We start from the raw sequence: 14,333 nt of genomic DNA, 5'->3' as shown, positions 1-14,333 counted from the left end.
GCGGGCGGCGGCCGGATCGGCCCGGCACACCCCACAGTTCCGAAGAAGAAGCCAAGGAGCCACCCACGATGACCCACCCGCACCCCAGGCCACGGCACGCGCAGCGGAGGCGCTCGCTATGAGAGTCCTCCTCCTGGGCGCCAACGGATTCGTCGGCCGCCACGTGGCCGAGCGGCTGCTGGCCGACCCCGCCGTGCAGCTGACCGCGCTCGGCCGCAGCGACGACGCCGACGTGCGCTTCGACCTGTCGTCCGGCAGCCCCGGCGCGCTGGCGCGCTTCATGGACGCCGTCCACCCCGGGGTCGTCGTCAACTGCGCGGGCGCCACACGCGGCGGGGCGCGCGAACTCACCCGGCACAACACGATCGCCGTCGCCTCCGTGTGCGAGGCGATGCGCCGCAGCGCCACCTCGGCCCGGCTGGTCCAGGTGGGCTGCGCCGCGGAGTACGGGCCCTCGCCCGCCGGCTCCTCGACGGCCGAGGACGCGGTGCCACGGCCCGGCGGTCCGTACGGGGTCAGCAAACTGGCCGGGACGGAACTCGTCCTCGGCTCGGGGCTCGACGCCGTCGTGCTGAGGGTCTTCACCCCGGTCGGGCCGGGGACGTCCACCGCCTCGCCGATCGGGCGGCTCGCGGAGGCGATGCGCCGGGCGATGCAGACCGGTGACGGCGACCTGAAGCTGACCGGCCTCGGCGTGCAGCGGGACTTCGTGGACGTGCGCGACGTGGCCCGCGCCGTGCACGCGGCCTCGCTCTCCGCCGCGCAGGGGCTGGTCAACATCGGCACGGGCCGCGCCGTACCGCTGCGCGAGGTCGCCGCGGCCCTGGCCAACGCCGCGGGCTACACGGGCGCCCTCCACGAGGTGGAGGACCCGCACCTGACGGCGAACGGCAGCGGCCACCCCCACTACCCGGACGGCTGCGGCGTCTGGCAGCAGGCCGACATCCGCACCGCCCGCGACCGCCTCGGGTGGCGCCCGCGCATCGCCCTAGAGGAATCCCTCGCCGACGTCTGGATGGAGGCGGCATGCCGCGTGTGAATCCGAGCGGCCTGCGCAGGCCGGTCGACCGCTGTGACGGACTGGGCTTCGGGGTCCCGGCGTACGCGCACCCGCTGGTCGCCCCGGGCGAATGGGCCGAACTGGCCCGCCCGGAGGCCCCGATGCACTGGGTGGTGCTCAACGTGGCGCGCGGCCCCGGCGCCCGGATCGACCCGCTCTACACCGAGGCGTGCGCCCGGCTGCGCGACGCGGCGGTGCCCGTGCTCGGCTACCTGGACACCCGGCACGGGGCGCGCCCCTTCGGCCAGCTGGTCGCCGACGCGCACCGCTTCCTCGACTGGTACCGGGTCGACGGTTTCTACCTCGACCGCGCCCCGACCACGAGTTCGGAGCTCTCCGACTGCCGGCGGGTGATCACCACCGTGCGCGCGCTGCTGAGCGTGGAGGGCGGCAGCACCGGCCACGTCGTGCTGGGCCACGGCTGCCATCCGTACCAGGGCTACGCCGAGGCGGCCGACCAACTGGTGACCTTCGCCGGGCCGTGGACCCAGTACCGCTGGTCGGAGGCCCCGGAATGGACGGCCGCGTACCCGCCGGAGCGCTTCTGCCACCTCGTGCACGGCGTCCCCGCACCCCACCTGGAGAACGCCATGCGGATCGCCCGCTGGCAGGGCGCGGCGACGGTCTACTTCACCGACCGCACCGACCACGCGGCCTGGGACGGCCTGCCGGGTTACTGGGACGAGGCCTCGCGCATGCTGCGCCGTCAGCCGCCGCCCAGCATGTGACCGGAATCCGTCTCGGCCTTCGGAACGGCAGTCTCGGAATGAAGAAGGGCGTGGCAGTGTTACGGGAAGAACATCCGTAGTGATCGATCGACAAACGGAGTCCCCGTGTCGCTGCCACCCCTGGTCGAGCCGGCCGCCGAGCTCACCGTCGACGAGGTCCGCAGGTACTCCCGCCACCTGATCATCCCCGATGTGGGGATGGACGGGCAGAAGCGGCTGAAGAACGCGAAGGTGCTCTGTGTGGGCGCCGGCGGTCTCGGATCGCCCGCCCTGATGTACCTGGCCGCCGCCGGTGTGGGCACGCTCGGCATCGTGGAGTTCGACGAGGTCGACGAGTCCAACCTGCAGCGCCAGATCATCCACAGCCAGGCGGACATCGGCCGCTCCAAGGCGGAGTCCGCCCGCGACAGCGTCAAGGGCATCAACCCCTACGTCAACGTGGTCCTTCACGAGGAGCGGCTCGAGGCCGACAACGTGATGGACATCTTCAGCCAGTACGACCTGATCGTCGACGGCACGGACAACTTCGCGACCCGCTACCTGGTCAACGACGCGTGCGTGCTGCTGAACAAGCCGTACGTCTGGGGCTCCATCTACCGCTTCGACGGCCAGGCGTCCGTCTTCTGGTCCGAGCACGGTCCCTGCTACCGCTGCCTCTACCCCGAGCCCCCGCCGCCGGGCATGGTCCCCTCCTGCGCCGAGGGCGGCGTCCTGGGCGTGCTGTGCGCGTCCATCGGCTCCATCCAGGTCACCGAGGCGATCAAGGTCCTCACCGGCACCGGCGAGCCGCTGGTCGGCCGGCTGATGATCTACGACGCCCTGGAGATGCAGTACCGCCAGGTCAAGGTCCGCAAGGATCCGGACTGCGCGGTCTGCGGCGAGAACCCGACCGTCACCGAGCTCATCGACTACGAGGCCTTCTGCGGTGTCGTCTCCGAGGAGGCGCAGGAGGCGGCGATGGGGTCGACGATCACTCCGAAGCAGCTCAAGGAGTGGATCGACGACGGCGAGAACATCGACATCATCGATGTCCGCGAGCCCAACGAGTACGAGATCGTCTCCATCCCGGGCGCCCGTCTGATCCCCAAGAACGAGTTCCTCATGGGCAGCGCCCTGCAGGACCTCCCGCAGGACAAGAAGATCGTCCTGCACTGCAAGACCGGTGTCCGCTCCGCCGAGGTCCTCGCCGTGCTGAAGTCCGCGGGCTTCGCCGACGCGGTCCACGTCGGCGGCGGCGTCATCGGCTGGGTCAACACGATCGAGCCGGACAAGCCGGTCTACTGACCGACGGGAGAGCGAAGGCCCACGGCGTCCGACCGGTTCGGACGCCGTGGGCCTTCGCCGTTCCCGTGGGCCGTACGTCACGGACCTGCCGTCGTGGCCCCGGCCGGTTCACGCCGTGCCGGGGCGCCGCCACCGGAACGGCGCGCCACCGGAAGGGACTTCCAGGAGCGGTGCCGTTTGAAGGGCAGCTCGAAGACCCGGGCGAACAGCCACGCCCCCAGCAGCGAGACGGGCAGGGCCACCAGGAGCGTGAACCAGAACGTGGGAAGCCCGGGGGCGACGAACCGCGGGGCGACCCGCCGGACGACGGCCATGACGACCGGCAGATGGATCAGATAGAGGCTGTACGACACGTTGCCCAGCGCCCGGACGGGACGCGCGGTCAGCAGTCGCAGCAGAAGGGGCGGGCGCCCCGTGGCGACCGCGGCGATCAGCATCGTCATGGCGGGCGCGACGGCGAGGTCCACCCAGAAGTAGTGGTCCACCGTCCAGACCGGGCCCTTGGCGGCGGCGAAGGCCGCGACCGGCGCGGCGGCCGCCACGGCGAACCAGTGCCACGGCAGGCGCCGGACCCGGGCCGGGGCGGCGACGATCCCCGCGCCCACGAGTCCGGCGACGAACACCGGGGCCAGATGCGGGGTGAGCCAGTTGTTCCCCTCCACCGGGGACGCGCCCGGCGCCATCAGGCCGCGCGCGACGACCGGGAGCGTCACGCCCGCGACCAGCACCACGGCGCCCAACCGCCGCCGCACCAGCAGGAGCAGCGGGAAGAGCAGGTAGAGCTCCGCCTCCACGGCGATCGACCAGAACGTGCCGTTCGGCGTCGGCGCGGTGAACACGTCCTGGGCGACGAGGCCGTACACCAGGGCCGTCGCGCCGGTCGGCGGCCCGAAGTGCGAGGCCGGCACCACGAACCAGGCGATGACCAGGCTCATCGCGAGCGCCGCCCAGTACGGGGGAAGGATGCGCCAGGCCCGGCGGCGCAGGAACCGGGCGGCCCCGCCCAGCCGCCAGCCGTCGCGCGCCGGGGAGATGGCCAGGGAGAACCCGGACAGCACCAGGAAGAAGACGACGGCCAGGCGGCCGTACATGAGCCCGTCCAGCCACCAGGGCGCCGAACTGTCCGGATACCCGGGGAACGTGTAGAGCCAGCAGTGGAACAGCAGGACGTACAGGGCGGCCAGGCCGCGCAGTCCCTCCAGGCCCGGCACCTCGGGCCGGGCGTGGCCTTCACGGGTGTTGCCGGCGGGACGGCTCGCATCCACGGGGATCGTCGGGCCCTTTCTGCGGTGTCGGCGACCCAGTGCCACCCACGGTGACTGGTACGTCGCCGCGGGCCGGGCGGTTCAACGGGCCCCGCACTCTCCCGTCCCGCTCACTGCACGCCGTTGCGGATGACGTCCGGGCGGTTGGTGATGATGCCGTCGGCGCCGAGGGCCGCCATGCGGACGGCGGTGGTGAGGTCGTCGACCGTCCACGCGTTCACGCGCAGCGGCTTGCCGTCGGGGCCGTCGACGCTGTGGACGGCCCGCACGTACGCGTAGGTGACGTCCTTCTCGTCCGGGTTGATCTGGTCGGCGAAGGCCGCGTACTCCTTCAGGCGGGAGACCGGCGGGCTGCCCAGGAACCCGGTCACGACGGCCGGGCGCAGTGCGTGGGTGCGGCGCAGGGCGTCGGCGCTGAAGCTCTGGATGACCAGCCGGCCGTTGAGGTGGGCCTGGTCGAGCCAGCCGGCCTTCTCCAGGGCGTCGACGGTCTGCTTCTCGACGCCCGGGTAGAGCTCGGGCTGCTTGAGTTCCAGCAGCAGGCCCTGCTGGTCGCGGTCGAGGAGGGTCAGGTACTCCTGCAGCGTCGGGACGCGCTCGCCGCGGAAGCGGGGGGCGAACCAGCTGCCGGCGTCGAGCCGGCGGATCTCGGCGAGGGTGAAGTCGGCGACGCGCCAGGGGGAGCGGTCGGGGAACACCTGCTCGACGTCGGTCGTACGGCTCAGCGTCGTGTCGTGGATCACGACCAGGGCCCCGTCCTTGGTGCGCTGGACGTCGTTCTCGATCCACTTGATGTGCTGCTCGTGGGCCCGGCGCACGGCCGCCAGGGTGTTCTCGGGGGCCTCGGTGGAGGCGCCGCGGTGGGCGAAGACCGTGGGGGAGGAGGGGTCCGCGGGCGCGGCCTGGGCCGGCATGGTGACGAACGCGGAGGCTCCGAGGAGGACGGCGGCCGTGACGGTGCGGGCGAGGTGTTGGTGCATGCGTACTCCTCACGACGGCGCGAGCCCCTCCCGACCGAGGGTCGCAGCCCGTACCGGGACACGGCGGTGCACGACATGACAAACGGGTGAATAACAACATCCCGTTCCCCCGTCAGGGTGGCACGGATGAGGTCCGGCCGCAGTTCGTGGCCCGCCCGGGCCCGCCGGGCGGCGCCGGAACAGGCCGCGGGGCCGCCGTGAGCGCCGCTGCGGGCGCCCCGAGCGACCCCTTGGTCACGGATCGTGAGGTTCGGGCCGGTCGTGAGGTCAGCGGTGGCGGCCCTCCAGCATCGCCTCCAGCGTGTCCCGGTGCAGGATCAGCGCGTCGGGGTCGGCCGGCATCTCGCGCTCGCCGAAGTGGACCTGGCGGTGACCGATCCGCAGCATCACGACCGCGTGCCGCAGCGCGGCGTACAGGAGGTGGAAGTCCAGGTCGCGCGGGGTGTGCCCGGTGAGTTCCGCGTAGGTCGCGGCGATGCGGTCGCGGTCGAGGAAGTCCGGCATGCCGGGAAATCCGGCGGTGACGGTGAGGTCCTGGAAGAAGCGGTGCAGGTACACCAGCCAGGCGAGGTCGAGTTCGCGGGGGCCGGAGGAGGCCATCTCCCAGTCGAGGACGGCGACCGGGGAGAAGTCCGCGTCGTAGACGATGTTGCCGATCCGGGCGTCGCCCCAGCTGAGCACGGACGGCCCGGGGTCGGCCGGCCAGTGCTTCTCCAGCCAGGCGAAGGCCCGCTCGATCAGGGGGGAGCGGGCCGGTCCGTCGACGACCCATTCGTAGTAGGCGCGTTGGGCGTCGACGTGGGCGCGCAGCGTCCCCTCGCCGGGGACGGTGTGGAGTTCGGCGAGGACCCGCACCGTCGAGCGCTCCAGCCGGGCCCGGTCCTCCTCGGAGGCGTCGAAGAGCCAGTTGCCCCCGTGGGTGTAGGGCAGGACGTCCGGCGGGACGCGCCCGGGGACGCGCTCCATGACGAAGAACGGCGCCCCGAGCGGCCCCGGGTCGGGTTCCAGCCAGAGCAGTTCGGGCACGGGGACGCGGGTGCGGGCGGCGACCGTGCGGATGACGCGGTACTGCTCGGCCATGTCGTACGTCGGGAAGACGGCGTAGGCGTCCGGGTCGCCGGCCAGCCGCAGCACGCAGGGGCGGATGCGCTGGCGCGCGGTGCCCTCCGGGTGGGGGACGGCCAGGTCGAACAGGACGGTCTCGCCGGACAGGCCGTTGGCGGCGGGCAGGTGCACGCCGCGGCTGTGGGCGCCGGGGTGCTTCGCCGCCAGCCACTCGTCGAGGCGGCTGCGCAGCAGTCGGGGATCGCGGGTGGTGGTGCGCACCGTTGTCACATGGCCTCCTGACCGGTGAAGCCGCTGGGGGTGTGGCGGCCGAAGCTGCCGTGCTCAAAGATGCCGTAGCCGACCCGGCCGTCCCAGGCGAAACGCGCGGCGTGGTCGGTGACTCCGAACGCGGCGGGCGCGGTGACCGCCGGATCCGTCAGGTCATACGCACGGCGGTCGAGCCATCCGCGGCCCTTCCACTCGCCGTGCCGCCAGTCGCGGGCGGGCGGGTAGCCGGCGCCGACGGCGAGCGGGCTGGAGACCATCACCTCGGCCTCGATCTTCCCGCCGTCGAGGTGGACGACGGCCGAGACCGGCACCCGGGTGCCCTCCCGGTAGGTGATGTCGACCGAGGCCCGGCCCAGTTGCCGGTCCGGGCCGTGCTCGGTGATCTGCAGGGCCTCGTCCAGGGAGCGGTAGCCGTCGGCGTCCTCCTGGGCGATCACCATGACGAAGCGGTCGTCGAACCGGATCGGTATCCACAGCCAGTGGAAACCCCGCGGGCGGTGCTCCTCCTCGGCTGGCCCCGGAGCCTCGCCGGGCACCGGGCGCACACCCCAGCTGCGCTCCCGCGTGGCCGTCCAGCGGCCGCGTTCCACGCGGATCTCCTCGCCGTCGCCGGTGCGCACCACGCCGTGGCAGGTGCCGGCCTGGACGAAGCGGCTGGCCTCCAGGAAGAGCCGGCCGCCCCGGTACTGGGCGTGGTGCGGCTCCTCGACGGCCGGGAAGGCGGCCTCCCATTCCAGGTCGTAGGAGAGGAACTCGTCGTCGCAGGTCAGGCGGAGCCTGCGCAGCGGTTCCAGGACGTCCACGCGCAGCGGCCCGACATGCTGCCGCATGCGGTCCTCGCCGAGCGCGTCGGAGGCGCGCACGGCGAGCATGCCGGTGCCGCGGGTCAGGGTCGCGTAGGCGTCGGTGACGCCTAGGTCGGGGTGGACGCCGAGGCCCGTGACGAGCAGGGCGCGGCCGTCGTGGTCGAAGAAGTGGAAGATCGAGCGGTCGTAGGCGTTGCGGTCACCGGTCGCGACATGGCGCATGGATCGGGCGATCTGATGGACCGGGTACTCGTCCAGGGGCACGGGTCGAGGCGCGGGCATGCGCCTGATGATGCGTCAGCGCGGTCGCGGTGGGAAGAGGTCGTGCCGCGCCGTCAGTCCTCGCTCCCGGCGGGTTCCGGCTTGTGCCTGGCCCGGCTCGGCTGCACCCGCGGCGGCTCCCCGGGCATCTTGGGGTGGTCCGGCGGATACGGCATGTCGCCCAGCCCGCGGTCGTGTTCGTCGCGTTCGGCCAGCTCCAGGACGGCGTCCAGCCGGTGGGCGTGCTCCTCCATGCCGGCGTGCACGTCGCCCAGCTCCGCGTACCGCGCGGGCATCGTGACCAGGTCGAAGTCCCGCGGGTGCACCTGCGGGACCTCCTCCCAGCGCAGCGGCGCGGAGACCGGGGCGAACGGCCTGGGCCGTACGGAGTAGGCGGAGGCGATGGTGCGGTCGCGCGCGGTCTGGTTGTAGTCGACGAAGATCTTCTCGCCGCGCTCCTCCTTCCACCACGCGCTGGTGACCTGGTCCGGCATCCGCCGCTCCATCTCGCGGGCGATGGCGATGGCGGCCCGCCGCACGTCGGTGAACGTCCACTGCGGCTCGATGGGGACGAAGACGTGCAGGCCCCGCCCGCCCGAGGTTTTGGGCCAGCCGCGCAGGCCCAGTTCCTCCAGCAGCCCGCGCAGTTCGACGGCGACGCGCACCGCGTCGGAGAAGTCGGTGCCGGGCTGGGGGTCGAGGTCGATGCGCAGCTCGTCCGGGTGGTCGAGGTCGCCGCGCCGGACCGGCCAGGGGTGGAAGGTGAGGCAGCCGAGGTTGGCGCCCCAGACGACCGCGGCCGTCTCGGTCGGGCAGATCTCGTCGGCGTGGCGGCCCGAGGGGAAGCGGATGCGGCCGGTGGGGATCCAGTCCGGGGTGTTCTTCGGCGCGCGCTTTTGGAAGAACGACTCGCCCTCGACCCCGTCCGGGTAACGCTCCATCGTCGTCGGCCGGTCGCGCAGCGCCCGCAGGACGCCGTCGCCGACCGCGAGGTAGTAGCGGGCCACGTCCAGCTTGGTGAAGCCCGGTTCGGGGAAGTACACCTTCCCCGGGTTCGAGATCCGGACCGTCCGCTCGCCGACGGTCAGCTCGACCGCCTCCGCCATGCCGTCACCGCCTCTCCCGACACCGCCTCTCCCGTCCCCGACACGGTAGGCCCGACGGGCGGGCGGCGCCTGTCGGGCGGACAATCGCGGCATGGACCTCCCGGTGATGCCGCCCGTGAAGCCGATGCTCGCCAAGTCCGCCGCCGCGATCCCGCCCGGCATGCTGTACGAGGGCAAATGGGACGGCTTCCGCGCCATCGTCTTCCGGGACGGCGACGAGGTGGAGATCGGCAGCCGCACCGGCAAGCCCCTGACCCGCTACTTCCCGGAGGTCGTCGAGGCGGTCCGCGCCGAACTCCCGCCGCGCGTCGTCGTCGACGGGGAGATCGTCATCGCCCGCGAGGGCCGGCTGGACTTCGACGCGCTGCTGGAGCGCATCCACCCCGCCGACTCCCGGGTGCGCCAGCTCGCCGAACGCACCCCCGCCTCCCTCGTAGCCTTCGACCTGCTGGCGCTCGGCGGCCGCTCCCTGATGGCAGACCCGCAGACCTGGCGCCGCCAGGCCCTCGTCGACGCGCTCGGCCCGGCACGGGCGCCGGTCCACGTCGCCCCCGCCACCACCGACATCGAGCTCGCGCGGCGGTGGTTCGACCAGTACGAGGGCGCCGGGCTGGACGGCGTCGTCGCCAAGCCCACCGACGTCGGCTACCGCCCCGACGAACGCGTGATGATCAAGGTGAAGCACGAGCGCACCGCCGACTGCGTGCTCGCCGGCTTCCGCTGGCACAAGTCCGGTCCTGTCATCGGCTCCCTCCTGCTCGGCCTGCACGACGCCGCCGGCCGGCTCCAGCACGTCGGCGTCTGCGCCTCCTTCCCCATGCGGCGCCGCGAGGAACTCGTCGCCGAACTGGAGCCGCTGCGCATGGAGTCCGCCGAGGGCCACCCCTGGGCCGACTGGGCCGAGGCGGATCCCGGCGGCCGCATGCCCGGGGCCCAGAGCCGCTGGAGCGCGGGGAAGGACCTCTCCTGGATCCCGCTGCGGCCCGAGCGCGTCCTGGAGGTGGCCTACGACCACATGCAGGCCGACCGCTTCCGGCACACCGCCCAGTTCCGCCGCTGGCGCCCCGACCGCGACCCGGCCGGCTGCACCTACGCGCAGCTGGAGGAACCCGTCGGCTACGACCTCGGCGACATCCTGCGCTGAGTCTCAGGGCCCCCGGTCCCCGGTACGCGTACCGGCGCCAGCCGCAGCCGCCGCGGGGGCCGCAGCAGCGGGAGCCGTGCCGCCGCGGCGGGCAGCTCGGGCCGCCCGGGCCGCTCCCCGGCGTCGGCGAAGGCGGTGAACCAGAGGACGACGTCCTCACCGGTACGGACCGGCAGCGCCGGGAAGTCGTTCGGCGCGTGCTCGCTGCGGTGCACCGCGGCGTCCGCCGGCAGCCCGCCGGGCCGCGCGAGGGCCTCGGCGAAGACCGCGGGGTCGGCGGGGTGGCAGACGGTCACGACGATCTGACCCGCGTCCGGCGGCACGCGGTAGCCGGGGCCGCGCAGCAGCAGGACGTCGTCCGAGTCGGTCATGGTGGCGTTGGCGGCGTCCCGGTGCGCCCGCCACACAGGGCCGCCGTAGAAGGCCCGCAGCGCGCGGAGCCGCGCGGGCATGCCGGGGAAGCCGCGCATCCACACGAAGCGGTCCGGGTCGTCCAGATCGGCGAAACGGCCGCCGACCCGGATCCCGGCGGCCTCCTGGCCGGTGACGAACTCGCGCTCGAACAGCTCGGTCAGGGTGTCCCTCGCGCCGGGGCGCAGGGTGTACTGCCGCAGTTCGACGATGTGCGTGGTCTCCATGACTGGGGACCGTAGGGGCGGCCCACTGACATCTGCTGTCAGTGGGCCCGCGTCACAACGCCTGCCGCCTGGTGAGTGTGGTGAACGCCAGCCAGCCGGGCAGCACCGGCAGCCAGAAGGTCAGCACCCGGAACAGCAGCACCGCGGAGGTGGCCGTCGCCGAGTCCAGGTGGCCGATGGTGGTCAGACCGGCGATCAGCGCGCCCTCGACCGCGCCCAGGCCGCCCGGGGTCGGGGCGGCGGAGCCCAGGGCGTTGCCCGCCAGGAAGACCACCGCGATCGCCGCGAAGTTCACCTCGCCGTGGAAGGTGCGGATGCTCGCGTCCAGGCACAGCACGAAGGCGAGGGTCAGCAGCAGCGTGCCGCCGATGCCCGTGGTGAGCTTCATCGGCTGCTGCAGCACGTCCAGCATGCGCGGCACCACCCCGGCGAACAGCGCCCGCACCCGGGTGGAGACGAAGCGCCGCAGCGGCGGGACGGCGGTGACGACCAGGAAGAGCACGCCGGCCGTCAGCAGCCCGGCCATCACCGTCCGGGACGGCGACAGCGAGGGCGTCTTCTCGGTGCCGGTGATGTAGCCGAACACCAGCAGCAGGCTGATGTGCGAGCCGAGGCCGACCAGCTGCGAGGCGCCCACGCTCGCCACCGCGAGGCCGGGGCGCACGCCCGACTTCTGCAGGTAGCGCGTGTTGAGCGCGACACCGCCGATGGCGGCCGGGGCCACCAGCTTCACGAAGGAGCCGGCGATCTGCGCCAGCGTGGTGCGGAGGAAGGACAGCTTCTCCGGCACGAATCCGGACAGCGCCATCGCCGCCGCGACGTAGCTGAGCGCGGAGGCCAGCACGGCCACGATCACCCAGATCCAGTTCGCCTCGCCCAGCAGCGTCGCCGGGTCGATGCTGCTGATCTGGGAGAGCAGGAAGTACGCGGCGAAGGCGCCCGCGATGATGCTGATCAGCGTGCGCGGCCGCACCCGTTCCAGCCGCACCGGCTCGACCGGGGCCTGCGGACGGATGAGCAGCACCTGGTGGCGGATCCGGGTGAGCAGGTCCTCCTCGCGGACCCCCTCCAGCGCGTCCTCTATCGCCTTCTTCTCGGCCCGCCGCTCGGCCTTGGTCTCCTTGCCCGCGTCCTTGGCGCCGGTCTCCCCGGCCTCCCCGTCCGCCCGCCGGGCCCGGGACGCGGCCAGCACGGCGTCGCGCTCGCGCTGCGCCCGCTCCCTGGCCAGCTGCTTCAGCGTGGCCCGGGTGGTGCGGCTCAGCGCGATCGGCTGCAGCAGCGGCAGGGAGTCGGCGACGGCGTCCGGGCCCAGTACGGCGACGGCCGAGGCCACCGACCGCTCCGGGCCGACGCGCAGCGCCAGGGTGGTGAGCAGCTGCGCCACGTCCATGCGCAGCACGATGTCGCCCGCGGCGATCTCCCCGCCGCGCAGGTCGGTCAGGAAGACGCCGCCGGAACGATCCATCTTCAGGGCCTCGCCGACCAGCCTGCGGTGCGCGATCCGCCGCGACTGCAGCGCCCGCACCTGCTCCCAGGCGCCGTGCAGGACCTCGTCGGTGATCTCCTCGTCCGGCAGCGCGTCCAGCGAGCGTCCGCCCATGTGCTCGTAGACCAGCATTACGGCGTCCGGACCCAGCTCGGAGGTGGCGATCAGCCGCGGGGCCTTGGCACCGGCGGCGATGGCCGCGTAGGCGAGCAGCGCCTCCTGCTCCAGCGCCTGGCGCAGCGACTGCAGGCTGCGCCGCTGGGTGATCCCGCGCAGCTGGAGCCGGCGCCACATCCGGTAGAAGAAGCCGTGCGCCTGCTGCTCGCGGTCCACCACCGTGACGTCGAGCAGCGGGCCGTCCTCCAGGGTCACCAGGTAGCGGCGGCCGCGGTCGGAGTCGGGCGCGTCGGGGAACTCGTCCTCGGCGCGGACCGCGGTCAGCGGGGCGAAGCCCACCCGGCGCAGGCCCGCGAGCAGGTTCTGGCCGGTCGGGCGGACGTTCGGCGAGCCGACCCCGTAGAGGGTGCCGTAGGCCACGGTCCAGCCGATGAGCACGGTGACGATGATCGAGAACGGTGTGGTGTAGCCGCCCACCAGCACCGCGAAGGAGTCCACGACCAGCACGAACCACAGCGCCACCCGCCAGCGCGGGCGCCGGGCCATGCCGACCGCGGTCATGTAGGCGATCACCGGGGCCAGATAGCCGTGGACGGGGTCGGTGATCCCGCCGCCGGGCGCGTCCCGGGTCAGCGCGTCCCGGATCGCCACCGGCGCCGCGTCCGACACCCACAGGTCGGTCGCGAGCGACACCCCGTGGGCCAGGACCGCGGCCAGCACGCCGTCCGCGATGCGCAGCCCGTCGCGCTTGATCAGCCGCTCCACGGCGAAGGCCACGGGCACGATCAGCACCGCCACGGTCGCCAGCAACCCGGCGATCGTGATCAGCGGCTCGGGTGCGTGCGTCGCGCCCTCGGCGATGTCCTGCTCCACGCCGGAGGTCGTCGCGTGCGCGAAGCCCGCGATCATCAGCACGATCGCGATGCCGAGCAGCCCGAAGAGGAAGCGCACAAGATCGACGGGCCGGTGCACGCGCGCGGGGAGCAGCGGTTCGTCCCGCGCCACCGGGTCGGTGTGCGGGGAGGCGCCGGTGACGGGCTCCCCGGAGTCGGTGCCGTCGGTGCCGTCGGAGGCGTCGGGCTCGCCGGTGGTGCCCGGGTCCCCGGTGCGGCCGGTGGGGTCGCCCTCAGGGGTTCCGGTGGCGCCCGGTCCGTCAGCGGTGTCGTCCCCGGGCCGCGCGGGCGTCGCCGCCGGCTCCCCGGCCGGGGCCGCGGACGCGCCGCGGCTCTCCTCGCGCGGGGCGTCACCGGACGCGGACACGGCCTGCCCGGCGCCCTCGTGCGGGGCCGCGGCAGCGGCGTCCCGCGGGCCCTCGGAGGCAGCGGGGACCGCGTGAGCGGCTCCGTTCCCGCTCACGTCGTGCTCTCCGGCTGTCTCTTTTTGATCTCGTATCACCAGTCACCGCCCGGATGATGGTGGCACGAGCAGCCCGAGCATGGGCGCAGGAGGGGGCAATTCGCCGTTCCGGGCGCCCCCACGCGCGCTCCCTGTGCCCGCCACTGTCGGTGCCGTGGGGCACCATGTGACGGATGAGCAAGGACACCGCGCACGACCCGGACGACGTTCCGGACGACGTCCCGGAGCTCCCCGCGTACGCGGAGCGCGTGCTGGACGTCGCCGAGCGGATCCCGCCCGGACGGGTCATGACGTACGGCGACGTCGCCGAGTGGCTCGGGGAGGGCGGGCCCCGGCAGGTGGGCCACGTCATGGCGCTGTACGGCGGGGCCGTGCCGTGGTGGCGCGTGGTGCGCGCGGACGGCGGGCTGCTGCCGGGCCACGAGCTGCGCGCCCTGGAGCACTACCGCGCCGAGGGCACCCCCCTGCGCCCGGCCCCGCGGGCGGCGAAGGGCCACATACCCCGTCTCGACATGCGCGGGGCCCGCTGGGACGGCACGGACCCCGTGCCCCGCCCCGGCGGAGACGACTGACGACCGGACGCTCACACCATCCAGCTTCCGCCATCCGGGACCGGTTGATGCGATCGGCCGTCCGGACGGAGTACGGCGGCCCGCGTCCGGCCGCTCCCGCATCCGTACGGGAAGGGCGGGACGCGCGGCGGCCCCGGTGACCGGTGGCGTACCGTCGGCACCCGGCCTCCCCCGGCCACCGGCGGCACAGGCCAC

At 73.5% G+C, this 14,333-nt stretch carries 12 protein-coding genes; 5 read left to right on the top strand and 7 right to left on the bottom strand.

The window, feature by feature from the left end; translation table 11 throughout:
* The first annotated feature begins 118 nt into the window (after positions 1-118).
* The 3 genes from PV342_RS28380 (at position 119) to moeZ (ending at position 3,072) form a co-directional block, all read left to right on the top strand.
* The gene (locus PV342_RS28380) at positions 119-1,039 is read left to right on the top strand and encodes an NAD-dependent epimerase/dehydratase family protein (RefSeq protein ID WP_018561507.1); all 921 of its coding nucleotides are present in this window, start codon (positions 119-121) and stop codon (positions 1,037-1,039) included.
* A complete protein-coding gene (locus PV342_RS28375) occupies positions 1,027-1,788 on the top strand; it encodes a spherulation-specific family 4 protein (protein ID WP_400798600.1) in 762 nt (253 codons plus the stop codon). The genes PV342_RS28380 and PV342_RS28375 overlap by 13 nt, the downstream gene beginning before the upstream one ends.
* A gap of 105 nt (positions 1,789-1,893) precedes the next feature.
* Positions 1,894-3,072, top strand: coding sequence for an adenylyltransferase/sulfurtransferase MoeZ (gene moeZ / locus PV342_RS28370; protein WP_089224087.1), 1,179 nt, complete (start codon positions 1,894-1,896; stop codon positions 3,070-3,072).
* 77 nt (positions 3,073-3,149) lie between these two features.
* On the opposite strand, the gene PV342_RS28365 is transcribed toward moeZ, so the two are convergent.
* The 5 genes from PV342_RS28365 to ligD form a co-directional block, all read right to left on the bottom strand.
* Positions 3,150-4,337, bottom strand: a complete 1,188-nt coding sequence (locus tag PV342_RS28365; protein ID WP_500319120.1) for an acyltransferase family protein — start codon at positions 4,335-4,337, stop codon at positions 3,150-3,152.
* Positions 4,338-4,447: 110 nt separating this feature from the next.
* Positions 4,448-5,317, bottom strand: coding sequence for a glycerophosphodiester phosphodiesterase (locus PV342_RS28360; RefSeq protein WP_018561511.1), 870 nt, complete (start codon positions 5,315-5,317; stop codon positions 4,448-4,450).
* Positions 5,318-5,584: 267 nt separating this feature from the next.
* Positions 5,585-6,652 carry a phosphotransferase family protein gene (locus PV342_RS28355; protein ID WP_386994080.1) on the bottom strand — a complete coding sequence of 356 codons (1,068 nt, stop codon included), beginning with the start codon at positions 6,650-6,652 and terminating at the stop codon, positions 5,585-5,587.
* On the bottom strand, positions 6,649-7,740 hold the full coding sequence (locus PV342_RS28350) for an Rv3169 family protein (RefSeq protein ID WP_400798591.1): 1,092 nt from the start codon (positions 7,738-7,740) through the stop codon (positions 6,649-6,651). Before PV342_RS28350 ends, PV342_RS28355 begins: the two co-directional genes overlap by 4 nt.
* Before the next feature lie 53 nt (positions 7,741-7,793).
* A complete protein-coding gene (gene ligD / locus PV342_RS28345; protein WP_400798588.1) occupies positions 7,794-8,825 on the bottom strand; it encodes a non-homologous end-joining DNA ligase in 1,032 nt (343 codons plus the stop codon).
* Positions 8,826-8,916: 91 nt separating this feature from the next.
* On the opposite strand from ligD, the gene PV342_RS28340 reads away from it, so the two are divergent.
* Positions 8,917-9,969, top strand: a complete 1,053-nt coding sequence (locus PV342_RS28340; protein WP_386994076.1) for an ATP-dependent DNA ligase — start codon at positions 8,917-8,919, stop codon at positions 9,967-9,969.
* Here the strand turns inward: PV342_RS28340 and PV342_RS28335 are convergent.
* Together PV342_RS28335 and PV342_RS28330 are read right to left on the bottom strand one after the other, a co-directional pair.
* Complete coding sequence (locus PV342_RS28335) at positions 9,942-10,607, bottom strand: NIPSNAP family protein (RefSeq protein ID WP_500319117.1); 666 nt, start codon at positions 10,605-10,607, stop codon at positions 9,942-9,944. The genes PV342_RS28340 and PV342_RS28335 overlap by 28 nt on opposite strands.
* A 52-nt stretch (positions 10,608-10,659) precedes the next feature.
* Positions 10,660-13,566: a lysylphosphatidylglycerol synthase transmembrane domain-containing protein gene (locus PV342_RS28330; protein WP_500319115.1), complete on the bottom strand. Its 2,907-nt coding sequence runs from the start codon at positions 13,564-13,566 to the stop codon at positions 10,660-10,662.
* Positions 13,567-13,739: 173 nt separating this feature from the next.
* Here PV342_RS28330 and PV342_RS28325 point away from each other — a divergent pair, with 173 nt between their 5' ends.
* Positions 13,740-14,138 (top strand): MGMT family protein, encoded by a 399-nt coding sequence (locus PV342_RS28325; protein ID WP_018561517.1) that lies wholly within the window; start codon positions 13,740-13,742, stop codon positions 14,136-14,138.
* The last annotated feature ends 195 nt before the right edge of the window (positions 14,139-14,333 follow it).

The sequence above is a fragment of the Streptomyces sp. PA03-3a genome, from assembly GCF_033792735.1.
Lineage (GTDB): Bacteria > Actinomycetota > Actinomycetes > Streptomycetales > Streptomycetaceae > Actinacidiphila.
This window is presented reverse-complemented; position numbering and strand designations above follow the sequence as displayed.

Excerpts from the sequence above, each read along its gene's own strand:
- PV342_RS28380 (WP_018561507.1), top strand. The coding sequence starts at position 119 with ATGAGAGTCCTCCTCCTGGGCGCCAACGGATTCGTCGGCCGCCACGTG.
- ligD (WP_400798588.1), bottom strand. The coding sequence starts at position 8,825 with ATGGCGGAGGCGGTCGAGCTGACCGTCGGCGAGCGGACGGTCCGGATC.
- PV342_RS28375 (WP_400798600.1), top strand. The coding sequence starts at position 1,027 with ATGCCGCGTGTGAATCCGAGCGGCCTGCGCAGGCCGGTCGACCGCTGT.
- PV342_RS28335 (WP_500319117.1), bottom strand. The coding sequence starts at position 10,607 with ATGGAGACCACGCACATCGTCGAACTGCGGCAGTACACCCTGCGCCCC.
- PV342_RS28340 (WP_386994076.1), top strand. The coding sequence starts at position 8,917 with ATGGACCTCCCGGTGATGCCGCCCGTGAAGCCGATGCTCGCCAAGTCC.
- PV342_RS28360 (WP_018561511.1), bottom strand. The coding sequence starts at position 5,317 with ATGCACCAACACCTCGCCCGCACCGTCACGGCCGCCGTCCTCCTCGGA.
- PV342_RS28325 (WP_018561517.1), top strand. The coding sequence starts at position 13,740 with ATGAGCAAGGACACCGCGCACGACCCGGACGACGTTCCGGACGACGTC.
- PV342_RS28350 (WP_400798591.1), bottom strand. The coding sequence starts at position 7,740 with ATGCCCGCGCCTCGACCCGTGCCCCTGGACGAGTACCCGGTCCATCAG.